The sequence below is a fragment of the Nonomuraea monospora genome (assembly GCF_039531895.1).
GTDB lineage: Bacteria > Actinomycetota > Actinomycetes > Streptosporangiales > Streptosporangiaceae > Nonomuraea > Nonomuraea monospora.
Map to the genome: position 1 here is coordinate 14,437 of NZ_BAAAQX010000063.1, position 22,763 is coordinate 37,199.

The window sequence follows — 22,763 nt, forward strand, 5'->3', positions numbered from 1 at the left end:
ATGCAGCGCTTCTCGCCGCCGGACGGGACGAGAACGGCCGAGACCTCGGACCAAGGGGAGGTCTCGGCCCGTTTCTCACCGGAGCACCTCCGTCTTCGCCGGGGCGAGCGCGTGCCGCACGGTGGCCATCAGCCACAGCGCGATGGTGGCGTAGAACAGCACCGCCAGGGCGAGCTCGCTGGCCGCGATCAGCCCGACCACACCCGCCAGGAGCGCGATGCCGCCCAGCGCGCTGGCGACGGCCATGTAGGAGCCCTTGCGCTCGTACTCCTCGGGCGCCGCGCTCAGCATGCAGCCGCCCACCAGGCCCAGCAGCAGGATCGTCCCGGTGGCGCCGCGCACGCTGTCGACGATCGGCACGTCCGCGCCTTGAGTGAAGGCGACGTAGACGGCCACGTTGACGCCCGCGGCCACTGTGGCCAGGGCGTCCTTCCAGGTCAGCCTCATCGTGCCACCTCCTTTCAGCACGAGCGTCCGTCCGGGCGGCGGGTGCGGCCAGTGCCATAGGTCCCGCGGGGTGAGGGCGTTCGCCGGTACCGCAGGGCCGGCCGGGCAGTCACCATGGCCTCATCAGGAGGTGAACCGATCATGATCGGTGGACGCGTGATCATGGAAGCGCCGCTCGTCGACGCGGAGCTGCTGACGTTGAGAAAGCCGGTCGACAGTCTTGAGGAGCAGGTACGCACGCTGACAGCGGCGAACCTGGCCCTCGTGCGCAGCATCGAGAACCTTCAGCGGACGTCCGCGGGCGATCAGCCATCTACGTGATGGCGGCGAGCTCGTCACGCAGGCACGCGACGAGCTCGTCCAGGTCGGGGACGCTGTCGGGGTCGGCGATGAGGGTGATGGCGAGCGTGCCGGCGTAGGACAGGATCTCAAAACTCACCGTCACGTTGCCGTTCTCGGCGACCGCCACCGGGATGATCTCGCGGATGGCGGCGCCGGCGAGGGTCAGGGGATCGCCGGGGCCGCGTACGTTGCTGACGAGGGTGTGGATGCGGCGCTGGCGGCGCAGGTAGGGGCGGTAGAGCCGGAGCGCGGCCAGCAGCCGGAACAGCGGGCCGAACAGATCGGCCGCGGACGCGGTCGCGGCCTGTTTCTTGCGCTCGGCGAGCAGGGCGGCGATCCGTGGCATGCGCTGACGGGCGGGGCCGATGGCGGGAAGGGCGGCGATCAGCACGCCGAAGCGGTTGCCGAGCTCGCTGGAGGTGGTGGTGCGCCGTGCTGCTACCGGCATCGACACCGACAGGGCCTCGACGTGCTCGCCCCGCCGTCCCAGGAGCCCGCTCAGCGATCCCGTGATGGCGGTCAGGAGGGCGTCGTTGACGGTGCAGCCGTGGCTGTGGGCCGCGGATCGCAGGGCCGCCAGGTCTGCCCGCACGACGGTGAACGTCCGGCGCGGGCCGGTCGGACGCAGCAGCGAGCATCGCGCGATGGGCTCCGGACGCAGCCCGCCCGTGGCGGCTAAGGCGGTTCTGGCGTCCTGCCGGAACGTTCGTGCCCGGCCGAGCGCTCGCAGCCGTTCGGTGAAGGCGTCGGCCGCCAGCCGCCGCCGGGACGGTCCAGGCAGCGGGAAGTCGGCGGGCGCCTGCCGCTGTGCGGGATCGGCGAGCGCGGCGAGGAGCGCGAGCCCGCCGATCCCGTCGGCCAGCACGTGATCGAAAACGACGATCAGGGCGACCGCGCCGCCGGTCAGCCCCGTCACGAAGACGGCCGTCCAGCGTGATGGCGGCAGCGGGCCGGTCAGCACGGCGGCCGCCAGGTCGAGCAACGCCCGCTCGTTCCCGGGTGCGGGGCAGGCGCGCTCGCGTACGTGCAGCCGGAGGTCGAAGTGCGGATCGTCCACCCACACCGGGCGGCCACAGCCGAACGGGACGCGCACCAGCCGCCGCCTGAGCCTCGGAACGGAGCGGATCCACTCGCCCAGCAGCGCCGACGCCCGCGTCACCTCGAAGTCCGGTCCGGGCTCCAGCACCAGGACGGCGCCGGCCCGCTGCGGCAGCGCGCCACCCGATCCCATGGCGAGCATGGCGGCGTCCGAGGGGCTGACACGGTCGATGTTGACACGGTCGATGTTCATCGGCGGCCCGGGACGATGCGCGCGTCCGGCCCAGGGTAGACCAGGGACTCGCGTCCGTTGTCCAGCCAGCGCACCAGGTAGGGCGGCGAGCCGTCGGCGTGCTCCACGCCCACGACGAAGCCCTCCCGGCGGGCGTTGGCGCCGTATGTACCCTCGACGATCAGCCGGTCTCCCACGGTCGCGTTCATGGTGAACTCCTCAACTCCGGTGTGAGCTGTCATCCGGCTCCAGCCTCCGGCCGGCGGCTCGCGCGGGGCAGGGCCGGAGGTCGCGGAACGGGCAGGACGTTCGTCCCCTCTCACCTCCGGGCGAGCTCCAGTTTGGCGATCTTGCCGTTGGCCGTCTTGGGCAGCGCGTCGCGGATCTCGACGTAGCGGGGGTACTTGTAGGCGGCCAGGCGATCTTTGCAGTAGGCGATCAGCTCCGCCGTCGTGGCGGGCTCGCCGGGCTTGAGCGACACGTACGCGGCGACCTCTTCCCCCAGCCGGGCATCGGGGACGCCCACGACGGCGGCCTCGGCGACGGCCGGGTGGTTGTAGAGGATCTCCTCCACCTCGCGCGGGTAGACGTTGTAGCCGCCGCGGATGATCAGCTCCTTCTTGCGGTCGATGATGAAGAAGAAGCCGTCCTCGTCGACGTAGCCGAGGTCGCCGGTGTGCAGCCAGCCGCCCGCCATGGCCTCGGCGGTCGCCTGCGGCTGGCCGTGGTAGCCCTTCATGACGTGGAAGCCGCGGGTGACGAGCTCGCCGACGTGCTCGCGGCCGGGCGGCAGCCGGTTGCCCCGGTCGTCCCAGATCTGCGTCTCGGTGCCCCAGATGGGCTTGCCGACGCTGTAGGCGCGCCGCTCGCCGGCGCTGATGTTGAACGTGGTCGTCGAGGCCGTCTCGGTGAGGCCGTAGCCCTCCAGGATGACCACGCCGAAGCGGTGCTCGAAGGCGTCCAGGACGTGGGCCGGGATGGCGGCGCCGCCGGAGATGGCCACGCGCAGCGAGGAGGTGTCGTACCGGTCGAGGCCGGGATGCTCCAGCACGGCCACGAACATGGTGGGCACGCCCTCGAAGATGCTCACGCGGTCACGTTCGACGGCCTCCAGCGCGGCCCCGGCGTCGAAGCGCGGGACGAGGGAGAGCGTGCAGCCGAAGCGGACGCTCACGTTCAGGATGCTCGACAGGCCGAACACGTGGAACATCGGCAGGATCGTCAGCACGACGTCGTCGGCTCGCACGTCGAACAGCCGGCCCGGGATGTCGGCGTTCATGTAGAGCTGGACGTGCGTCAGCTCCGCGCCTTTCGGCACGCCGGTGGTGCCCGAGGTGAACACGATGGCGGCCGTGTCGGAGCCGTCTCTGGGAGCGATCGGCCGGCGATCCGTGGCCGGCCTGAACAGGTCGATGAACGGGGCGGCCGGGCCGGCGGAGCCGACGGCGAACACGTCGGTGATGCCCTCCTCCGTGGCGCCCTTGACGGCCTCCGCGGCGACCGGCGCCCAGGTGATGAGGGCGCGGGCCCGCGAGTTGCCCAGGCAGTAGGCGACCTCCCTGGCCTTGAGGAGCGGGTTCAGCGGCACGACGACCGCCCCGGCCTTGAGGATGCCGAAGTAGGACACCACGAACTCGGGAATGTTGGGCAGTTGCAGCCCGACGGCGTCGCCTGGGCGGATGCCCAGGGCCGTCAGGCCCTCGGCGACCGAGTCGGACAGCGCGTCCAGCTCGGCGTAGGTCATGGCGCCGCCGTCGTGGCGGATGGCCGCCTTGCCGGGCGCGGCCTTCGCCGATTCGCGCAGGATGACGGCGAGGTTGAACATGGCTCTCTCCTTCGATCAGGCCGACGTGCGATCAGGCCGGCTGCGGCTCCGCGATCCTGGTCCGCGCGGTCTTCGGGGAGCGCCGCTTCGCGCCACGCGGCCGGGAGAGCACCGGCGAGGGACGGAAGGCGAGGCAGAGCCGCTCGGTCTCCCGCTCGATGCTCCGGGCCAGCCGCTCGACCTCGGGCGCGCTGTCGTAGTCGCCGGTGACGCCGAAGGTGACCTGGTCGCAGCAGGTGAAGATGGACACCCCGGTGCGCAGCCGGGTGGCGATGGGGACGTACGGGAGGATCTCCAGGGTTCGCCGGCCGAGCAGGTAGAGGGGCCGGCGCGGCCCGGGGACGTTCGTGGTGACGGTGACGATCTGGCGCTGCGGCAGGTGCGCCGCCAGGCGCATGACGCCGGCGACGGGCGGGAACGGCTCGTACCCCGCCAGCCGGGTGATGGCCTCCCCGGTCTGTGCTTCGCCGCTCGCCTTCAGCTCGGCGAGGTGTTCGTGGACGGCGCGCAGCCGTGACGCCGGGTCGGCCAGATGGACGGGCAGGTAGGGCAGCAGGAGCGAGATCCGGTTCTCGTACACGCCCTCCTCGCCTGGCGCGCGGACCGAGACGGGGACGAGCGAGCGTACCGCGTGCGGGTGCGCGTCCTCGCCGCGTTCGCTCAGCAGGTTCCGGTACGCGCCGCTGATCGCCGAAAGGACGACGTCGTTGAAGGTCACACCGGCCCGGTGCGCGACTTCTTTGACGTCGCTCAGCGGCGCGCGGGCCACGGCGTAGCGGCGGTGCTCGCCGATCGGGCCGGTCAGGGTGCTCGCCGCCGCCGGCCACAACGCGCCCATCAGCGGGACGAGCCCGCGTGCGGTCTGCGCGACGCTCTGGGCGAGGTCGCGCGGCGAGGCCAGGGCCCGGCCGATCACGCGCGCCTGCTCGACCGGGTTGCGCAGGAGGTCGCGCAGCGCGTCGGTGGTGAGCCGCAGGGCGGACGGCTCGGCGTCCGGGTTCCACTCGTCCGCAGGCAGGCCCGCGGTGCCCTCCGGCGACTCGTCGAAGATCACGTAGTAGAGGTGGGTGCCGGACACCCCGTCCACCATGCAGTGATGCACCTTGGACACCAGCGCCCAGCGGTCTCCCGCCAGCCCTTCGATCACCCAGTACTCCCACAGCGGGTGAGCGCGGTCGAGCCGCTGGGACATGATGTCGCCGATCAGCTCGCTCAGCCGCGCGTCGCCGCCCGGCGGGGCCAGGGCGACGCGCCGCACGTGGTAGGCGAGGTCGAAGGCGGGGTCGTCGACCCAGATGGGCGGCCCCAGGTCGAGCGGTATTTGCCGTGCCTTCTGCCGGTAGCGCGGCACCAGCGGCAGCCGGGCGCGGATGGCGTCGAGGAACTCTTCCTGGCCGGGCGGCGGGCCCTCCAGGACGGCGACCGATGAGATCGCCATCGACACCTCGGGCTGCTCGTCCTCCAGGGTCAGGAACGCCGCGTCGAGCGGGCTCATGTGATCGGCCATGTCCGTCGCCACCTTCGCGTATGCCGGTTGGCCTCAGCGTCGTCCGGGGTCAGGAGGACCGGCAGGGCACAAGGTCCCGGATCGGACGCTGTTATTCCTGACGTGCGAGCGGATGGCGGGCGGCCCGGACCGCCGGCTCCTGGCCGTCGAGCCAGCTCAGCACGGCGTCCGCCGTCTCCCCCGGCGCCTCCAGTTGGGGGGTGTGGCCCACTGCGTCCAGGACGACGAGCTGCCAGGACGGATGTGCCCTGGCCAGCGCGCGGGAGGCGGAGACCGGCACCAGCCGGTCGCGTTCGCCGTGCACGAGCAGCGCGGGGGCGCGCACCGAGCGGGCCGCCGCCCGGTACGACAGCCCGGCGGCCGTCCGCACGACCGATCGGGCCGCTTGCAGGAAGTCCTGGCCGGAGTGCTCCAGCTCGGCGCGGTGGCGGGCCAGGCGCACGTGCTCGGCGACGACGCCGGGCGGCACGCGTGCCGGGTCCACGCAGCACAGCCTGAGCATCAGGCCGACCGCGGTCTCGGCGGGGATCGCCCGGCGGCGGGCCATGACGGCCGTCCCCACCCAGGGCATGCCGTACAGTGCGAAGACGGCGGCCACCACCGGGTCCGGCAGTGCGCGGCCGAACGGGCCCGCCGCGTCCAGCAGCACCAGGCCCGCCACCGCCTCGGGGTGCGCGGCCGCTTCGAGCAGCGAGATCATGCCGCCCATCGAGTTGCCCATGAGGATCACCGGCGCGCCCGCGACCTGCTCGACGAAGCGGTGCAGCAGCAGCCGGTTGGCCGCGACCCCGGCCCGCCGCTCACGCGTGCGGGTCAGCCCGTGCCCGCCCAGATCGGGCGCCAGCACGCGGCACCGGCCGGTGAGCAGCGGCGCGACGGCGAGCCAGTTCAGCGCCGAGCCGCCGAGGCCGTGCACCGCGACCACGACGGGTCCGCCCTGCGGGCCGCCGAAGTCCAGGTAGTGGACGTGATCTCCGAGATCGGCCCAGCGGGAGCCGCCTGGGGACGGCCTTGTGTCCATGGAGAACCTCACCGGACCGGGGTCAGGACCGGGGACCGGCGAGCACGGCGACCGGGCAGCGGGACCGGTGCAGGACCGCGTGGCTGACCGAGCCGAGCACCGCGGAGGTGAGCCCGGTCAGGCCACGCGAGCCCACGACCACCAGGCCCGCCGTCCGCGAGGCCTCGGCCAGGGCGGGCACCGGGTGCCGGTGGATCTCCGACTCGACGATCTCGACCTGTGGATACCTCTCTTTCCAGGGTGCCAGGCTGTTGCGAGCGCCATCGGCGTCCTGGACCGGCAGCGGGCCGTATCCCGCCGGGTGTGGGGCGAGGGCGGGGAACGGCACGGCGTAGATCACGCGGACTCTCGTCTTTCGGGACGACGCCTGCTCCAGCGCGTACTCCAGCGCCGCCTGCGCATGTGAAGAGCCGTCGTCGCCGACCACGACGTCACCGCCGGTAGCGGCGCGGAAGGCCCTGACCACCACCAGAGGGCAGCCGGTGCGCCCCGCGAGGCCGAGCCCGACCGAGCCCAGCACCATGCTGGTTACCCCGCCCAGGCCTCTGCTGCCCACCAGCAGGGTGTCGGCCGTTTCCGCCTCACTGAGCAGACGCGGCAGCACGGCGCCCGTCACCAGGGCGGTCGAGACCGTCACCTCGGGTACGGCCGCTCGCGCCCGCGCGGCGGCGTTCTCCAGCAGCGCGTCGCACCGCTCCGTCAACGTGCCCACACCGTTCAGCGGGTGCTCGCCGGCCCACGGCTCACGCACGTGGACGATCCGCAGCGGCCGCTGCCGGCGTCCGGCGTCCTCGGCCGCCCACAGCAGGGCCGCCGTCGCCGCCGGCGATCCATCGAATCCCACCACGACAGCTCTGTTCATCACCGTCCTCCTCCCTGAGGTGAGGCGGCGGGCGCGGGCGGGGCGCCGCCGCCCGCGCCCGCCAGGCGTCAGTGCTCGACGGTGATCCGCCGGCCCCCGGCCTTCTTCTCCTCGGTCAGCCCCACGCTGACCTCCAGGACGCCGCCCTTGTAGACGGCCTTGACGTCGTCGGTCCTGGCCGTCGCGGGCAGCGCCACCGTCCGCGAGAGCGACCCGTAGGCGAACTCGGAGCGGTGCGGCTCGGCGGACCTGCGGGTCTTCTCCGCCCGGATGTGCAGCATGCCGCCGTCCACCGTGACCTCGACGTCCTTGTCGGGGTCGATTCCGGGCAGCTCGGCACGCAGCACGTACCGGCCGTCGGCGATGTAGTCCTCGACCCGGACGATCTGTCCGAACGGGCGGAACCCGAACATCGGGCTCTCCATCCACTCCAGCAACTCCGGGAACGGGAACCTGATGTCCCTCCGCTCAGGCAGGTTCATCGCAGCCTCCTTCCGTGGGATTTCGATCCCACATCCTCAGACCACACCCGGGGCAGCCGTGTCTCCAGAGGAGAAGGACCCGCGCCGGCGGGACCATCGCCTCCTTCGCCAGGGCCAAGCGCGGGACCTTCGTCCCTGGTGCCGGAGCTGCCGATGACCTGGGCTGAAGGTGTCGAACCTCGTGCCGGGCGACGTCGTCCTGTGGCCGAACCTGTCCGGCGGGGAGGCCATCGACCTGCTGGGCCGGCTGCGCGGCGGGCTCGACCCGCGGCGCAAGGCGGCGCTGCTGGAGCGCTTCGATCTCGACCCCAGCAGGAAGGGCCGCGCCTACTCCAAGGGCAACCGCCAGAAGGTGGCCCTGATCGCCGCGCTCGCCTCGGACGTCGAGCTGCTGCTGCTCGACGAGCCCACCTCGGGCCTGGACCCGCTGATGGAGGCCGCGTTCCGCGAGGTCATCGGCGAACAACGTGCCCGTGGCCGCACTGTGCTGCTGTCCAGCCATGTCCTGTCCGAGGTCGAGGCGCTCTGCGATCAGGTCACGATCATCCGCGACGGGCGGACGGTGCAGTCCGGCACCCTGGCCGAGCTGCGCCACCTGACCCGGATCGCGATCAGCGCCGAGCTGGAGCGCACCCCTGACGGCCTGGCCGGCTTGGCGTTCGTGCACGACCTGATCGCCGACGGCTCGCGCGTACGTTGCCAGGTCGATGGCGAGCACCTGCAGGCGGTGCTGCGCGTGCTCATCGACTCGGGCGTGCGCACGCTGACCTGCCAGCCGGCCACCCTGGAGGAGCTGTTCCTGCGGCACTACCAGGTGGCGGCATGACCGGCACGCTGACGCTGCTGCGCTTGGCGCTCCGCCGCGACCGGGTGCCGCTGCCCGCCTGGATCGTCGTGATCGTGGGCGTCGTCGTCGCCAGCGCCTCGGCCATCGCCGCGTTGTACCCACAGGCCGGTCAGCGCATCGCTCTGGGGGTCACGATCGGCGCGGCGCCCGCGCTGCAGGCGCTCACCGGGCCGGTCTTCGACGCGGCCTCGGTGGGCGGGCTGACAGCGTGGCGGGGCACCACCATGACGGCGGTGCTGGCCGCCCTGATGAGCTTGATGACGGTGATCCGGCACACGCGGGCCGAGGAGGAGACCGGACGGGCCGAGCTGGTCGGCGCGTGCGCGGTCGGCCGCCACGCGCTCGCGGCCTCGGCGGTGCTGCTGGCCGCGGCCTCGAACCTGCTCATCGCCTTACTGATCACCGTGGGCCTGGCCGGTCAGGGGCTCCCCCTGGCGGGTGCGCTCGCGTTCGGCCTGGCGGTGGGCGGCACGGGATGGGTGTTCACCGCGGTCGCGCTCCTCGCCGCCCAGCTCACCGCGCATGCCAGGACCGCCAGCGCCATCGCCGCCGCGGTCCTCGGCCTGGCCTTCCTGCTGCGCGCGCTCGGCGACGCCGCGAAGGTGGAAACGCTCGTGTGGCTGTCTCCGCTGGGCTGGGCGCAGCGGATGCGGGCGTTCGCCGGCGAGCGCTGGTGGGTGGTGGCGCTGTTCTCCGTCGCCGGCGCGGTGCTGGTGGCCGCGGCGGCTCTGGTGGCCAGGCGGCGTGACCTCGGCTCGAGGCTCGTGCCCGCGCAGCCGGGCGTGACGGAGGCCGCACCGTCTCTGAGGAGCCCGATGGCTCTGGCGTGGCGGTTGCAGCGCGGTGTCCTGCTCGGCTGGAGCGTCGGCTTCGCCATCGTAGGTCTGTTATTCGGCGCGCTGGCCCACAGCGTGGGCGACATCGTCGGTGACAACCCGCAGCTGGCCGCGATCTTGGCGGCGGTGGGCGGCGCGGGGGCGCTGACCGACACGTTTCTGGCCGCGGAGCTGGGCCTGCTCGGATTGGTCGCGGGAGCTTGTGCCGTTCAGGCCACGCTGTGCTTGCAGGGCGAGGAAGCGGCCCTCAGAGCCGAGCCCGTCCTGGCCACGGCCGTGGCTCGCCGACGCTGGATCCTGAGTCATCTGGCCATGGCACTCGGCGGCAGCGCGGTGGTCCTCGCTTCGGGCGGGCTGGCCGCCGGGATCGCGCACGGCCTGCGAATCGGCGACCCGTTCGGGCAGGGGGGCCGCATGCTCGGCGCGGCCCTGGTCCAGGTGCCCGCCACGTGGACGCTGGCGGGGATCGCGATGCTGCTGTTCGGACTGTTGCCCCGGCTGACCGCGCTGGCATGGGCGGCGTTGGTGGCTTCCGCCCTGCTCGGCCAGCTGGGCGAGCTGCTCCAACTAGCCGGCTGGGTGCGTGACCTGTCTCCCTTCGCGCATGTGCCGCGAGCCCTGGGCCAGCCGCTGGACCTCGGGCCGCTGCTCTGGCTCGGGGCCGTCACGACCGCGCTTCTCCTCGTGGGGATGACGGCCTTTCAGCGACGCGACGTGCAGGGCGGCTGAAATCCTGACGCTGTCGTTGACGGGCGAGGCGGACCTACAGCGGGGGCCAACGCAGCAACGTCCGCCCGCGTCAGGAGGTCCGCCTTCGGTGAGCGCGATCCGCCAGAAGGATCCTGATGCTGTATCTGGCCGCCGGTGCCGTCGACGACCGCCTCCGTCGCGGTCAGTCCGCCTGCTGGTGGCGGCCTACGGCCTCCTGCTGCTGTACGTGTGAGCGCCGTCGCGGATGCCCGGGGGTGAGGGCGAGCCACATGTTCTTGATAGGTTGTCAGAGGTGTGCCGGGAAGTCTGGTCGGCGAGCTGCTGTCGTCGTTCCCGAGCGAGGCTTCCTGATGCGTGCGCGCGACCTGATCACCGACCTGCCGGCCGTCACCCCGGCCACGTCCATCGCGGCGGCGGCACGTCTGCTGGCCCAGCAGCGGATGCCCGGCCTGATCGTGGTCGACGAGCGCGGAGAACCCGTGAGCACGCCGACCGGTTCCTGCGGTCGCCTTCCGATCGCGCGGTCCGCGACGCGCTATCGCCACGGCCTCGCGAGCTTCCCCTCACCGATCCCGAGGCCACGCTGCTCGAGGTGGCGGCGTTGATGGCCCGCACGCGCAGCCCGCTGGTGGCGGTGGTGGATAACGGAGTGCTCATCGGTGCCGTGACGCTGCAGGCGCTGCTGGAGCGGGCGGTGTCCGCGTGACGGTCACCGCCTGGTTGGCGGTGGCGGTCTTTATCGGCGCCTACGCGCTGATCGCCAGCGAGAAGGTGCACCGGGTGGCGGCGGCGCTGGGCGGGGCCGGGATCATGCTGCTGATCCACGCCACCGACGCCGGGGCCGCGTTCTTCTCCGAAGAGACCGGTATCGACTGGAACGTCATTTTCCTGCTGCTCGGCATGATGGTCATCGTCGGCGTGCTGAAGCAGACCGGCGTGTTCGAGTACCTGGCGATTTGGGCGGCCAAGCGGGCGCGCGGGCGGCCGTACCGGCTGATGGTGCTGCTGGTCGTGATCACCGCGTCGGCGTCGGCGCTGCTGGACAACGTGACCACGGTGCTGCTGATCGCGCCGGTGACGTTCCTGGTGTGCGAGCGGCTGGCGCTGCCGGCGGCGCCGTACCTGATCGCCGAGGCGATGGCCTCCAACATCGGGGGTGCCTCCACCCTGGTCGGCGACCCGCCGAACATCATCATCGCCAGCCGGGGCGGGCTGAGCTTCAACGACTTCCTCGTGCACATGGCGCCGATGGTGCTCGTGCTCATGATCGTGTTCATCGGCATGTGCCGTCTGCTGTTCCGCAGGTTCTTCGTCTACGACCCGGAGCGGGCGGCGGAGGTCATGGCGCTGAACGAGCGGGAGGCGATCGCCGACCGGCGGCTGCTGTGGCAGTCGCTGGCCGTGCTGACGCTGGTCATGGCGGCGTTCGTGCTGCACCCGGTGCTGCACTACGAGCCGTCGGTGGTGGCGGTGCTGGGCGCCGGCGTGCTGGTGGCCGCGACCCGGGTCACCGCCGAGGAGGCCATCCGCGAGGTCGAGTGGCCGACGCTGGTGTTCTTCGCCGGACTTTTCGTCATGGTCGGGTCGCTGGTGGAGACGGGGGTGATCCCGCAGATCTCCAAGGCGGCGGCCGAGGCCACCCAGGGGCAGCTGGGCTTCGCCACGATGCTGCTGCTGTGGGTGTCGGGCGGGCTGTCGGCGATCGTGGACAACATCCCGTACGTGGCCACCATGAGCCCCATCGTCGCCGAGCTCGTCCAAGCCAACGGCGGCAACGAGCACGCCCAGGTGCTCTGGTGGGCCCTGGCCTTCGGCGCCGACCTCGGCGGCAACGCCACCGCCGTCGGCGCGGCGGCCAACGTGGTCGTGCTGGGCATCGCCGCCCGCAACGGCACCCCGATCAGCTTCTGGCAGTTCACCCGGTACGGCCTGGTGGTGACCGTGGTGACGATCGCGTTGTGCGTGCCGTACCTGTGGCTGCGCTACGTGTGACTCCGGCGCGGTACCGCAGTCCGGCTCGCCGCTGAAGGAGCGTGAGATCGTTGACCGGCATCGAGCAGCACGACGCGGTCGTGATCATCGGACTGGGCCGCCTTGGCGGCGCTCTGGCCCTGCAACTCACCTGGCACGGCACCGAGGTGCGCGCCATCGACCACCGGCCCAAGCTGGTAAAGAGCTTGACCGGGCAGATCTCGGCGGCGCCATCCAGGCCAGCATGCGTCACCGGCCCATCCGTCGACATGCTCCAGCTGTACGTCATCAGTACGCTGGCCACGCACGTCCCGCCCAAGGCGATCATGGACATCGGTGGGGTGACCCAGGTGGACGAGGCCGGGCTCGGCGTTCTGCGGGCCGCCGCCTGCCAGGCGCGCGAAGCGGGCGGGCGGATGGTCATCGCGAACGGCCGCCGCATGCTCGGCATGGCAGCCGATGGATTCGACCACGCACCAACGATCAGTGACGCCATCTCCCGTCTGGACGCCTGAGCCGGAGCTGCAAGCCCCTGACACACTGGAGGCGCGAGCGCGGCAGCTCAGCGCGTCTCTCCGAAGTAGGGCCGTGCTCGTATCAGCCGACGATGACCCGTTCCTCAGGCAGCTGGTAGCGGCGAGTGCGGTCCTTCAGCGCCAGGGCCGAGCCCAGGGTGAGCGGTCCGATCCTGCCGATGAACATGAGCAGCACCAGCAGGAGCTGACCGGCCGGCGTGGCGTCGGCGGTGATGCCGGTGGACAGGTCGACCGTGCCGAATGCCGAGACGACCTCGAACAGCGCCTGGTCCAGGCTGTGCGGAGTCAGGGCCATCAGGAGGTAGGTGGACAGTGCGACCAGGGTCACGCTGATCAGGGTGATCGAGACGGCCTGGCGCTGTGCCGTCTCCGGCAGGCGGCGATGGCCGATGTTGACCTCGCCCTGCCCGCATGTGACCGCCGTGGAACACCATGACCGTCCTGAGGCCGTCTCCTTCCAGGCGATACTCCACCGGCCGCGCCGTCAGGCCGGCGACGACGGCAGCGCGTTCGGGACGAACGCGGGAAGTGGACGCCATGGCGCCTCCTCGCGTCACGGGGACGGCCGTTCTGGCCGTCGGATCCTGCGGGTGACGTTGCCGTACCAGGCCGGGACCTCCCGCTCGTCGTCGAACCAGCGGGCCACCACGATGTCGGTGGAGGAGTGCAGCAGGATCGACAGCACGATGGTCACGGCGACGAACTGGAAAACCGGCACGGCGGCCGCGATCCCGGAGCCCAGCACGAGCAGCCCGTAGACGACGGAGGCAAAGCCCTTGGGCCCGAACCAGGCCACCGCCGCCTGCTCGCGCACGCCCAGGCCCGAGCGCAGGAAGGACAGCCAGATCGCCACCGGCCGGGCCACGATCAGCGCCAGCACCGCGAACAGCCACCCCTGCCAGCCGACCGAGCCGAGCAGCGCCGGAGTGATCAGCGCGCCGAACACCAGCAGCGCCGCCAGCTTGAACACCTCGGCGATCAGCTCACCGAAGTGCTCGAACGACTCTCGCTGCCGAGGCCCGAACGTGGCCACCGTGATACCGGCCGAGAACGCGGCCAGGAACAGGTTGCCGTGCGTGGCCTCGCCTAGCGCGAGCACCAGCAGGCCGATCGCCAGCGCGTTGAGCGGCTCGTACGGGGTGGAGGCGGCGAACCAGCGCAGTTGCTCCAGCTTGATCGCCGCCCAGGGGACGGCGACCCCGATGACGATGCCGAGGGCCAGCTCCAGGCCCAGCTCACCCAGATGCAGGTCGTCGGACCCGGCCGCGACCGCGAGGAAGAGGATGACGAACGGCAGCGCCAGGCCGTCGTTGACGCCGGACTCGACGTTGAGCAACTGCCGCAGCCGGGGCGGCACCTTCTCGTTGCCGACCAGCGCGGCGGCGAACACGGGATCGGTGGGCGCGAGGACGGCGCCGATCAGCAGCGCCTCGATCCAGCCCAGCCCGAGCAGGTAGTGCGCCCCGGCGGCGGTGATGACCAGGGTCAGCGGCAGGCCCCAGCCGAGCGCCCGGCCGGGCAGCCGCCAGGCGCTGCGCAGCTCGGCCCAGCCGACCCGCATGCCGTCGGTGAACAGCACGGTGAACAGGGCCAGCTCGGCCAGCGTGGCCACCACGTCGTCGCCGGGCCGCAGCGAGACGACGCCGAGCACACCGTCGCCGAGGACGAACCCAGCCACGAGGAACAACGCGGCAGTGGACAGGATGGTGCAATGTGCCAGGCCGGACAGCAGGACGGCCAGCAGGAGCACGCACGCGAACGCGGTCAGCAGCACACCCATCAGGGGCGCCACGTGGGGGTCGTCATGGAACGGCCTTCCGGTCGGATCTACTTGCACGATCTTGCCGACCAGACTTCCCTGCGCACCGCGCCCCACCCTAACAGGAGCGCTGTTACGACGACAGACGCGTTCTTGACGGCGCCCGCCGCCGAACCACGACGGCACCTTCGGGAAGGCGGTGATCCTGCCCACCCGATGCCGTGGCGACCGAAGGCCGTCAGCGGGGCAGCGGGTGCGGCGAAGGAGATCAGCAGGTGCCCGCTGGCCCGGCGCGGCCGTCCGGCCGGCGCGGGCGGTGGCGGCATCCCGCGGCCTGTTGGACGGTTTGTTCGGATCCATCCGAACCAACCAAGAGAAGTGGGTACGTGAGTGTTGAAGAGTGTGTGGAGGACGTGTCCGCCCGTGCCTTCCGCGCGAAGATGGCCGGTTTCGAGAGCTTCCGCACCCTGGCCGAGCAGGGGCTGCGCGCGGTGGGCGACGACCCGGAGCGCCGGCGGCGCCTGGAGCTCCTGCGCGACATGTACGCGTTCATGATGGACCGTCTCCCCCATCTGCTGGACGACTGGGACGAGCTCAAGGACCGGCGATGTGACCGTTATTGATCACCGTGGGCAGCCGTGGCCGCGTCCAGCCCTACCTCGCCCTCACGGGTGGGCTGATGGCTGCCGGGCACCGGCCGATCCGGCAGTGTCCGATCTATGGCAGGTGGTGCAGGGCGGCCAGGGATTCCTCGAGGTACTCCGTCAGCGGGCGTTTCCGCCCGTCGAGATGCCATTGCTCCAACGCTCCGAAATAAACTCCGAACCAGTATGTGCGGGCAGTGACACGGGCTCTGGCAGCGGGCATCTCGCCGGCTCGTAGCAGGTCGGTCAGGCGCCGACTATGCTCGTCCAGGGCGGCGTAGACGGCCGCGCGCACCGCGGGCTCCTCCAGGACGTAGCGCATCCCGCGCCAGGGCTCCCCCGACTGGGCCGCGTCGCGCTGTGCCGGGTCGGCGATGGCGGCGACCATCCGCAGCAGGCTGCCGGGCAGGTCCGCGGGGTCGATGTGGTACTCCGGCGGCTCGGCCCCGATCACCGCGTACGGATCGGTGGTGAACAGTCCCTCCTTGGAGCCGAAGTAGCGATAGAAGGTGCGCGGCGACACCCCGGCGGCGGTGGCGATCTGCTCCACCGTGACGTCGGTGTAGCCGCGCTCGTCGAAAAGATCCATGGCGGTGTCGAGAATCTGATGGACGGCGGCCAGCCGGGTGCGCTGCCGGAGAGTCAACACCATCTCCCCAACATACACCCCCTGCCATATTGGCAGAGCCTGCCTTATTGACAGGTTATGCCAGCAGCATGACGATGGCGCTACTCCCCAGAGGTTGGAGACGGACATGCCCGTCCACGCGCTCGTCGGCCATCTCGTACTGATCACCGCCCCTCTCACCGCGCTGCTCGCCGTCGTCTACGCCTGGCGTCCGGCCGCGCGGCGCGGCATGCGGACGCCTCTGGCCATGGCCGCCGTACTGAACCTGGCACTGGCGACCTGGGCGGAAGGGGCCGGCTCCGCCCTGTACGACACTCTGCAGACATCCGCGCGCAACGCCGGAGGCGAACTGCCTGCGGCGGCTCTCGATCACGCCCATCAAGGCGACGCGCTGACAGTGGCCTCGTTCGTCCTGCTGGTCACCGTGCTCACCGTCGTGTGGCGGACGCTCGCGCCAGGACGGGAGCGCAAGGCGAGCGGCGTCATCGCCTCCTGTGTGCTGGCGGTTGCCGCGGCCGCCGTGTGCTGGTACGCCGGAGCCGCCCTGATCGAAGGGCTGAACGCGGTATGGGCGCAGCACCCTGGCTGGCTTCCGTGACTCCGGCTCATTCCAAAACCTGCACGAAGATCAAACCGTGCGTCACCCCGCACGACCGCCGTCTCCGGGACACTGCCCGCACACGTAAGAGGCTGGTTACGGCGGCCACTCTCACAGGGGCACGCGCCAGCTCAGCCGGGTGCCGCCCGACTCCGAACTCTCCAGCTCGGCGGTGCCGCCCAGGCGGGCGGCGCGTTCCTCGATATTGCGCAGCCCGCTGCGGCGCCCGCCCTGCCCCACCCCGACTCCGTTGTCGGCGATCATGAGAATGAGCCGCCGGTCCGCGACCTCGATCGAGACCTCGGCCCGGGTGGCGCGGGAGTGGCGCACCACGTTCGACAGCGCTTCGCGCAGGACGGCCAGCAGGTGCTCGGCGACCTGCTCCCCCACCAGGGTGTCGATCTGGCCCTCCATGCGCAGGCCGGGCATGAAGCCCAGCTGACCGCCCGCACCCTCCACCAGGCCGACGATCCGCGCGCGCAGGCCCGGAGCGCTTTCCTCGCGGGCGCCCTGCAGGGCGAAGATGGACGAGCGGATCTGCCGGATCGTCTCGTCCAGCTCGTCGATCGCGTGCTGCAGCCGCTTGGACGCTTCCGGCCGTTCCACCAGGCGGACCGTGCTCATCAAGGTCATGGCGGTGGCGAACAGGCGCTGGATGACGACGTCGTGCAGGTCCTTGGCGATGCGGTCGCGATCTTCCAGCAGGCCGAGCCGTTCGGCGTCGCGGCGGGCCTCGGCCAGCTCCAGCGCGATCGCGGCCTGGCCGGCGAACGCCTTGAACATCTGCTGCTCTTCACGGCTGAAGGTCAATCGGCCGCTGCGCTTGGTGAGCGTGAGCACCCCGCGCACCCTGGGCACCGCGCCCACCGGCACCAGGAGCGCGGGGCCGTAGCCCAGCCGCCGCAGTGGCGAATCGAGATCGGCGACGCTCTGCAGGTCCGTCTCCGACAGCGGCTCGCCCTGGGTGAACGCGTCTCCCGCCAAGGTGCAGGCGATGTCGAACGTGGTCCCCAGCAGCTCATCCGCTCCTTCGCCGTCGGCGACCTCGACTCGCAGCGAGCCGCCGGACATCTCAGGCAGCAGCACCTGGACCAGGTCGGCGTCGCACATCTGGCGGGCGCGGGCCGCCATCGTGGCGAGCACCTCGTGCGGATCGGCGCCGGACAGCAGGCTGGTGGTGAGATCGGAAGAGGCCTGCACACCTCGTCGCGCACGCGTACGGGAACGGCCGAGGAAGGTGCCCATCGGCGGGTGGCCGGGCGGGAAGCCGTAGGACTCGGGGTGGTCGGAGATGCGGCCCAGCCGCAGCGGCCGGGCATCCTTGATCAGCAGGCCGAGCAGGCCCAGCCCGTGCGGCCAGTGCTCGATGCGAGCGATCTCCTCCTCGGTCAGGCCGACCGGGATGAACTGCAGCAGCGTGTCCTCCTCGCCGACCACGCCGAGCGCGCCGTAGCTGGCGTCGACCAGCGTGGTCGCGGTCTTCACGATGCGCCGCAGCACGGTCTCCAGGTCCAGGTCGCTGCCCACGGACACGACGGCCTCCAGCAGCGCGTGCACCCGGTCACGGGTGGCCAGCACGGCGGTGAGCCTGGTCTGCAGCTCTGCGAGAAGCTCATCGAGTCGCATCTGGGGCATCAACGGACGGACCTCGCTCTCCGACATGTGATCAGTTCGCATCCCATCGAACCTGCGCCCCCGCGTCCGGGGCCCGCAGCGCCCGGCAGGCCTACGGCGACCGTCATCACGGGTATGACGGGTGGCCGCGACCAACGGCCTTGCCTTGAGGGGCTTCGGTCCCTACGCGAGGTACCACGGGAAGCGGTGTCATGGCAGTAGAGAGCAAGGAGAATCATGATGCGGACCACGGTGCATGATGTCATGACCAAGCAGGCGATCACGGTCGGGCAGGACATGCCGTTCAAGCAGGTCGCCCGGGTGCTGGTGAGCAACGGGATCAGCGCCGTGCCGGTGCTGGACGCCGACAACCGCGTCGTCGGCGTGGTCTCCGAGGGAGACCTGATGCGCAAGGAGGAGTTCCGCGAGCAGTACCACGGCGAGAGCTACCGGCCCTCGCTGCGGGCGAGGCTGCGGCGGAAGGTGACGATGCGAGGCGAGGACACCGGCGCGAAGGCGGCGGCGGACACCGCCGCGGGCCTGATGACGGCGCCCGCGGTAACGGTCGCCCCGCACGCCTCGACGGTCAGGGCGGCGCGCCTGATGGACGAGTACGGCGTCAAGCGGCTGATCGTCGTCGACGAGGAAGGCCGGCTGGAGGGCGTCGTGAGCAGGCGGGACCTGCTCCGGGCGTACCTGCGCGACGATGAGGACACCCGGCGGCTCGTGGTCGCGGGCATCCCCGCGCAGGACCGGTGGAACGACCGCGACGGCATCCTCGTGGAGGTGCACGACGGCATCGTCACCCTGTCGGGCTACACCGACCGGCGCAGCCAGGCCCAGGCCGCCGTGCACGCCGCCGAGAACCTCGGCGGGGTCGTGGACGTCCGCGAGGACCTCGTCTGGCGGCGCGACGACGTCCTGGAGTTGCCTTACTCCTGGGATCGTCCTTGACGTGAGCGACCGGAGTCAGCCTGGCAATATTCCCTGTGAGGGGTGATGTTGATCGTTTCTCTGCGCGTCGGATAGCGTCGAAGCATGATTCGTGTGTTCCTCCTCGATGACCATGAAGTGGTGCGGCGCGGTGTGGCCGCCCTGCTGGACTCCGAGGACGACCTCGAGGTGATCGGCGAGGCGGGCACGGCGGAGTCCGCGATCGCGCGCATCCCGGCGCTGATGCCCGACGTGGCGGTGCTGGACGTGCGGCTGCCCGACGGCAACGGCGTGGACGTCTGCCGGGAGGTGCGCTCGCGCGTGCCGGGGCTGGCGTGCCTGATGCTGACCTCGTTCGCCGACGACGACGCCTTGTTCGACGCGGTGATGGCCGGCGCCGCCGGTTACGTGCTCAAGCAGATCCACGGCTCCGACCTGGTCGGCGCGGTGCGCACGGTCGCCTCCGGCCAGTCGCTGCTCGACCCGCAGACCACCGCCGCCATGCTGCAGCGGCTGCGCGACCAGGCCGCCAGGAAGGACCCCCTCGCCGCACTCACCGACCAGGAGCGGCAGATCCTCGACCTCATCGGCGAAGGGCTGACCAACCGGCAGATCGGCGAGCGCATGTTCCTGGCCGAGAAGACCGTCAAGAACTACGTCTCCAACCTGCTGTCCAAGCTGGACATGCAGCGCCGTACCCAGGCTGCCGCGCTGGCCGCGCGCTTGCGCGTTGATCGCCGGGACTGACGAGACGGTCGCGGGACGGCGGGGAGGTCAGGTTCTCGACATGACGGCGACGTGGCCGGCCAGGAACCGAGGTCCTCCTGATGGTCCTTGCGCGTCCGTTCGCGCCGGAGACCGAGCGCCGCGCGGAGATTCTTCCGGTCACGCTCAGGTGACATGTCGCCGTGCTGCCTTGCCGCCTGTGCACGCCGGCACCGGCAGCAGGTCCGCCTGCCCAGGGTCGAACCGTGGCGCGCCGGCCGTCTCGGCCTGCAGCGCGTCCCAGTCGCGGCGGGCCCGCCCGGTCAGGTGCGGCGGGGCGAGGATGACCATCATGATGTCCTGCCCGGCCGGCGGATCACGGCCACCGGGCAATGGGCGCGGCGCAGGATGCCGCGGCTCACCGAGCCGAGCACGGCGGAGGCGAACCCGCCGAGTCCGCGCGATCCGACCACCACCAGATCGGCCTGCCGGGACGCCCGGGCCAGCACCGTGACCGGATTGCCGGCCACGACCGACACGGTGACCTCGACCTCCGGGCACTTCTGCCGCCACGGCGTCAGTCGCTGCTCGATCTCCTCACCGTGGATGCCGTCCGGGATGGGCCCGTAACCCACGGGATGAGGGGCCTGTACCGGCGGCTGCAAGCCGTACAGCACGCGCAGCCGCGCGCCACGGGCTTGTGCCTGCTCCAGTGCGTACTCCAGGGCGGCTTCGGCATCGGCCGAACCGTCGAACCCGGCGACGACCTCGCCGTACAGCTGCCGGGCCGGCTCGTGCACGATGACCAGAGGGCAGGAGAGGCGGCCGGTCAGTGCCCGTCCGACGGAGCCCAGCACCCGTCCCGACACCCGGCCGAGGCCGCCCAGCACCACCGTGTCGGCGCTGTGTCCTTCGTGCTTGAGCCGTTCGGCCACCGCGCCGACGACCACCGCGGTCGTCACTTCCAGGCCGGGCCGCTGCTGCTGTGCCCGGGTGGCCGCCTGCTGGAGCATCGCTTCGCACCGCTCGGTCAACGTCTGGTGATCGCTGGCCGCCGTGAGCGGGTGCTCGGTCGTCCATGGGCCGCGTACGTGCACGATGCGCACGACCAGTCCGCGTCGCGCGGCGTCATCTGCCGCCCACTCCAGAGCGGCGTACGATGCCGGCGAGCCGTCGATGCCCACCACCATTGTTCTCATCGTCTTCCTGGCCTCCCTCGGATGCGCACGACAAGCCGTGGACGGTACGTCTGCGACCGATCCGCTCCTTCATCTCGATCTCACGTCTTCAGTACACGCCCGCCCCTGGCCCGTCTCCAGCGGACAAAGTGCCTGTTCAGCAGGGCCGACTGGCCATTGAACCCGTCGGGGGTGGCACCCCGTCACGCCTGCCGCCGGCTCTGTGCCGGCTGGACCGGTTTCGTGCGCTCCGGCAGGACGGGTTCCAGGTGGAACATGCCGGTCAGCACCTCGCTGGCCTCCTGCGCAGGGCTGAGGCGGCCGGAGACCGCGGCCAGCACGTCCCGGACAGTGATCAGGCCGACCAGGCCGGCATCGGACACGACCGGCACGGCGTCGAGGCCGGCGTCGAGCATGACGCCCGCCGCCTCGGTCAGCGGCGTCTCCGGACGTACCAGCGGTCTCCGGTCGCGGCCCAGCAGGTCGCGGACGTGGCGGGTGGACTGTTCCTGAGGTCCGCCGGACCACGAGGCCGCCAGCTCCTCACGGGTCAGGACACCCAGCACGCGCCGGCCGTCAACGACCGGCAGATGGTGCACGCCCGCACGGCGCATCAGCTCCCAGGCCATCAGCGGCGACTCCGCCGCCTTGACGGCGACCAGGACGCGGCTCATCACCTGTCCGGCAGTCAGCACTTCGACGGTCATGACTCCTCCTTACCGACAGGGCGGACCACGGCGACTGGGCAGGTCGCGTGGTGCAGCACGGCGTGGCTGACCGACCCGAGCAGGGCCGAGGCGAAGCCGCCGAGCCCGCGCGAGCCGACCACGACGAGGTCGGCGGTCTTGGCCGCCCTGGTCAGGGCGGCGACGGGATGCTCGCAAGGCTGTTCGCCGGTGACGACCAGGTCGGGGTTGGCCTCACGCCAGGGCTCGGCCAGGGCACGTGCCGCGCGCGGTTCCTCCCGCATGATCTGCTCGATCAGCTCGCCGTAGCCGACGGCGTACGGGGAGAAGGACGGCACCTGCCAGGCCGTCACCACGTGCAGCTCCGCCCGGCGGCTCCTGGCCTGCTCGACGGCGTACTCCATGGCCGCCCGCGCGTGCTCCGAGCCGTCGTAGCCGACCACGACGCGGCCGTGCTCGACCGTGCGAGCTGCGCGGACGACGACGACAGGTCCCGCGGCGTGCCCGGCCACCGCGGTGCTCACCGAGCCCAGCACCATGCCGGTGAACCCGCCGAGGCCACGGCTGCCCAGCACCAGGCTGTCGGCCGTCACGGACTCGCCGATCAGTTCGTCGACGACGTTCCCGGCCCGCAGGTCCGTCGTCACCTTGACGCCCCCGGTCAGACCGCGCGCCAGGTCGGCCGCGGCTTCCAGCGCGCCCGCGCAGCACTTCGTGCTCTCCTTGTGCGACCACTGCTCGCACACATGCACGAGCCGCAGGTCCAGCCCGCGCCGCTCGGCATCGGCCGCCGCCCATTCCACCGCCGCCGCAGCCGCGGCTGAGCCGTCCACACCGACCACGATTCGCCTGGTCATCGCCATCTCCTCAGCCGTTCGGATCCCTCGGCCCCAGTCTCGATCAAGGCGGCGCAGCGGCACCGCGGGAGGAGGTCCCGGGAAGTCGGGCCTTTCGTCCTTTTCGCAGGGGTGAACGCGCAGGGCACGTCGGTGAGGATGGCCGGCAGGTCGGCGTCGAGTCGCGCGTGGCGAGCAGCGCGGCGACGCGTCCTTGCCCACGACCGCCTCCTTCTCCTCGGCGGGATCGCCCATGGACAGCCACACGTCGGTGTAGGCGGCGTCCGCGTCCCGGACCGCTACGTGGGGGTCGTAGGTGAAGACGAGCTCATCGCCGGTGGAGATCTCGCGGGCCGTCGCCTCGGCCTCCGGGTCCGGCCGGTAGGCGTCCGGGGTGACCACGGCCGGGCAGATCCCGGCCAGCGCCGTCGCCGCAGGTACGGAGGCTGACGTCCTCCATCCTGATGACCTTGGTCCTCTTGGGAGGTGCCCTTCGACCGCCGTGATCGCCACTCAAATCAAGGA

Annotated in this window: 26 protein-coding genes and 2 pseudogenes; 11 read left to right on the forward strand and 17 right to left on the reverse strand. The window is 71.5% G+C overall.

Annotation, left to right across the window (positions count from 1 at the left end):
* Positions 1-75: 75 nt before the first annotated feature.
* Positions 76-447 (reverse strand): hypothetical protein, encoded by a 372-nt coding sequence (locus ABD331_RS57655; protein WP_344495578.1) that lies wholly within the window; start codon positions 445-447, stop codon positions 76-78.
* A 141-nt stretch (positions 448-588) separates the two neighbouring features.
* Here ABD331_RS57655 and ABD331_RS57660 point away from each other — a divergent pair, with 141 nt between their 5' ends.
* Positions 589-768, forward strand: a complete 180-nt coding sequence (locus tag ABD331_RS57660; protein WP_344495580.1) for a hypothetical protein — start codon at positions 589-591, stop codon at positions 766-768.
* On the opposite strand, the gene ABD331_RS57665 is transcribed toward ABD331_RS57660, so the two are convergent.
* From ABD331_RS57665 to ABD331_RS57695, 7 genes are all read right to left on the reverse strand, one after another.
* On the reverse strand, positions 761-2,080 hold the full coding sequence (locus ABD331_RS57665) for a wax ester/triacylglycerol synthase domain-containing protein (RefSeq protein ID WP_344495582.1): 1,320 nt from the start codon (positions 2,078-2,080) through the stop codon (positions 761-763). The two genes, ABD331_RS57660 and ABD331_RS57665, sit on opposite strands and share 8 nt — an antisense overlap.
* Positions 2,077-2,268, reverse strand: a complete 192-nt coding sequence (locus ABD331_RS57670) for a DUF1918 domain-containing protein (RefSeq protein ID WP_344495584.1) — start codon at positions 2,266-2,268, stop codon at positions 2,077-2,079. The genes ABD331_RS57665 and ABD331_RS57670 overlap by 4 nt, the downstream gene beginning before the upstream one ends.
* Positions 2,269-2,378: 110 nt before the next feature.
* The gene (locus ABD331_RS57675; protein ID WP_344495586.1) at positions 2,379-3,884 is read right to left on the reverse strand and encodes a long-chain-fatty-acid--CoA ligase; all 1,506 of its coding nucleotides are present in this window, start codon (positions 3,882-3,884) and stop codon (positions 2,379-2,381) included.
* A gap of 31 nt (positions 3,885-3,915) precedes the next feature.
* Positions 3,916-5,391 (reverse strand): WS/DGAT/MGAT family O-acyltransferase, encoded by a 1,476-nt coding sequence (locus ABD331_RS57680; protein ID WP_344495588.1) that lies wholly within the window; start codon positions 5,389-5,391, stop codon positions 3,916-3,918.
* A 91-nt stretch (positions 5,392-5,482) separates the two neighbouring features.
* Positions 5,483-6,412: an alpha/beta fold hydrolase gene (locus tag ABD331_RS57685; RefSeq protein ID WP_344495590.1), complete on the reverse strand. Its 930-nt coding sequence runs from the start codon at positions 6,410-6,412 to the stop codon at positions 5,483-5,485.
* 22 nt (positions 6,413-6,434) lie between these two features.
* Positions 6,435-7,274, reverse strand: a complete 840-nt coding sequence (locus ABD331_RS57690) for a universal stress protein (RefSeq protein WP_344495592.1) — start codon at positions 7,272-7,274, stop codon at positions 6,435-6,437.
* Between the two features lie 68 nt (positions 7,275-7,342).
* Positions 7,343-7,756, reverse strand: a complete 414-nt coding sequence (locus ABD331_RS57695) for an Hsp20/alpha crystallin family protein (protein ID WP_344495594.1) — start codon at positions 7,754-7,756, stop codon at positions 7,343-7,345.
* A gap of 181 nt (positions 7,757-7,937) precedes the next feature.
* On the opposite strand from ABD331_RS57695, the pseudogene ABD331_RS57700 reads away from it, so the two are divergent.
* The 6 genes and pseudogenes from ABD331_RS57700 to ABD331_RS57725 form a co-directional block, all read left to right on the forward strand.
* Positions 7,938-8,582: pseudogene (locus tag ABD331_RS57700) on the forward strand (AAA family ATPase); the annotation flags it as partial.
* Entirely contained in the window at positions 8,579-10,168 is a 1,590-nt protein-coding gene (locus ABD331_RS57705; RefSeq protein WP_344495596.1) for an ABC transporter permease, read from the forward strand. The pseudogene ABD331_RS57700 and the gene ABD331_RS57705, both read left to right, overlap by 4 nt.
* 332 nt (positions 10,169-10,500) lie before the next feature.
* Positions 10,501-10,755: a hypothetical protein gene (locus tag ABD331_RS57710; RefSeq protein WP_344495598.1), complete on the forward strand. Its 255-nt coding sequence runs from the start codon at positions 10,501-10,503 to the stop codon at positions 10,753-10,755.
* Entirely contained in the window at positions 10,743-10,856 is a 114-nt protein-coding gene (locus tag ABD331_RS57715; protein WP_344495600.1) for a CBS domain-containing protein, read from the forward strand. Before ABD331_RS57710 ends, ABD331_RS57715 begins: the two co-directional genes overlap by 13 nt.
* Positions 10,853-12,142: an ArsB/NhaD family transporter gene (locus ABD331_RS57720; protein WP_344495602.1), complete on the forward strand. Its 1,290-nt coding sequence runs from the start codon at positions 10,853-10,855 to the stop codon at positions 12,140-12,142. Before ABD331_RS57715 ends, ABD331_RS57720 begins: the two co-directional genes overlap by 4 nt.
* A 50-nt stretch (positions 12,143-12,192) precedes the next feature.
* Complete coding sequence (locus tag ABD331_RS57725; RefSeq protein ID WP_344495604.1) at positions 12,193-12,636, forward strand: STAS domain-containing protein; 444 nt, start codon at positions 12,193-12,195, stop codon at positions 12,634-12,636.
* Between the two features lie 82 nt (positions 12,637-12,718).
* On the opposite strand, the gene ABD331_RS57730 is transcribed toward ABD331_RS57725, so the two are convergent.
* Both ABD331_RS57730 and ABD331_RS57735 read right to left on the reverse strand, forming a co-directional pair.
* On the reverse strand, positions 12,719-13,123 hold the full coding sequence (locus ABD331_RS57730) for a potassium transporter TrkG (protein WP_344495642.1): 405 nt from the start codon (positions 13,121-13,123) through the stop codon (positions 12,719-12,721).
* An 87-nt stretch (positions 13,124-13,210) separates the two neighbouring features.
* The gene (locus tag ABD331_RS57735; RefSeq protein WP_344495606.1) at positions 13,211-14,449 is read right to left on the reverse strand and encodes a cation:proton antiporter; all 1,239 of its coding nucleotides are present in this window, start codon (positions 14,447-14,449) and stop codon (positions 13,211-13,213) included.
* Between the two features lie 353 nt (positions 14,450-14,802).
* Between ABD331_RS57735 and ABD331_RS57740 the strand changes: the two genes are divergently transcribed.
* Positions 14,803-15,039: a hypothetical protein gene (locus tag ABD331_RS57740; protein WP_344495608.1), complete on the forward strand. Its 237-nt coding sequence runs from the start codon at positions 14,803-14,805 to the stop codon at positions 15,037-15,039.
* A 94-nt stretch (positions 15,040-15,133) separates the two neighbouring features.
* On the opposite strand, the gene ABD331_RS57745 is transcribed toward ABD331_RS57740, so the two are convergent.
* A complete protein-coding gene (locus ABD331_RS57745; RefSeq protein ID WP_344495610.1) occupies positions 15,134-15,712 on the reverse strand; it encodes a TetR/AcrR family transcriptional regulator in 579 nt (192 codons plus the stop codon).
* A gap of 103 nt (positions 15,713-15,815) precedes the next feature.
* On the opposite strand from ABD331_RS57745, the gene ABD331_RS57750 reads away from it, so the two are divergent.
* Positions 15,816-16,286 (forward strand): hypothetical protein, encoded by a 471-nt coding sequence (locus ABD331_RS57750; RefSeq protein ID WP_344495612.1) that lies wholly within the window; start codon positions 15,816-15,818, stop codon positions 16,284-16,286.
* Positions 16,287-16,397: 111 nt separating this feature from the next.
* Here the strand turns inward: ABD331_RS57750 and ABD331_RS57755 are convergent, their stop codons facing one another.
* Entirely contained in the window at positions 16,398-17,912 is a 1,515-nt protein-coding gene (locus tag ABD331_RS57755) for a sensor histidine kinase (RefSeq protein ID WP_344495614.1), read from the reverse strand.
* A 225-nt stretch (positions 17,913-18,137) separates the two neighbouring features.
* Here ABD331_RS57755 and ABD331_RS57760 point away from each other — a divergent pair, with 225 nt between their 5' ends.
* Both ABD331_RS57760 and ABD331_RS57765 read left to right on the forward strand, forming a co-directional pair.
* A complete protein-coding gene (locus ABD331_RS57760) occupies positions 18,138-18,854 on the forward strand; it encodes a CBS domain-containing protein (protein ID WP_344495616.1) in 717 nt (238 codons plus the stop codon).
* 84 nt (positions 18,855-18,938) lie between these two features.
* Positions 18,939-19,580, forward strand: a complete 642-nt coding sequence (locus ABD331_RS57765) for a response regulator (RefSeq protein WP_344495618.1) — start codon at positions 18,939-18,941, stop codon at positions 19,578-19,580.
* Positions 19,581-19,724: 144 nt separating this feature from the next.
* On the opposite strand, the gene ABD331_RS57770 is transcribed toward ABD331_RS57765, so the two are convergent.
* From ABD331_RS57770 to ABD331_RS61240, 5 genes and pseudogenes are all read right to left on the reverse strand, one after another.
* Positions 19,725-19,892 (reverse strand): hypothetical protein, encoded by a 168-nt coding sequence (locus ABD331_RS57770; RefSeq protein WP_344495620.1) that lies wholly within the window; start codon positions 19,890-19,892, stop codon positions 19,725-19,727.
* Positions 19,889-20,737 (reverse strand): universal stress protein, encoded by an 849-nt coding sequence (locus tag ABD331_RS57775; protein WP_344495622.1) that lies wholly within the window; start codon positions 20,735-20,737, stop codon positions 19,889-19,891. The genes ABD331_RS57770 and ABD331_RS57775 overlap by 4 nt, the downstream gene beginning before the upstream one ends.
* A gap of 182 nt (positions 20,738-20,919) precedes the next feature.
* Positions 20,920-21,423: a CBS domain-containing protein gene (locus ABD331_RS57780; RefSeq protein ID WP_344495624.1), complete on the reverse strand. Its 504-nt coding sequence runs from the start codon at positions 21,421-21,423 to the stop codon at positions 20,920-20,922.
* Positions 21,420-22,259 carry a universal stress protein gene (locus ABD331_RS57785; protein ID WP_344495626.1) on the reverse strand — a complete coding sequence of 280 codons (840 nt, stop codon included), beginning with the start codon at positions 22,257-22,259 and terminating at the stop codon, positions 21,420-21,422. The genes ABD331_RS57780 and ABD331_RS57785 overlap by 4 nt, the downstream gene beginning before the upstream one ends.
* 219 nt (positions 22,260-22,478) lie before the next feature.
* Positions 22,479-22,751, reverse strand: a pseudogene (locus ABD331_RS61240) (hypothetical protein); the annotation flags it as partial.
* Positions 22,752-22,763 lie beyond the last annotated feature (12 nt).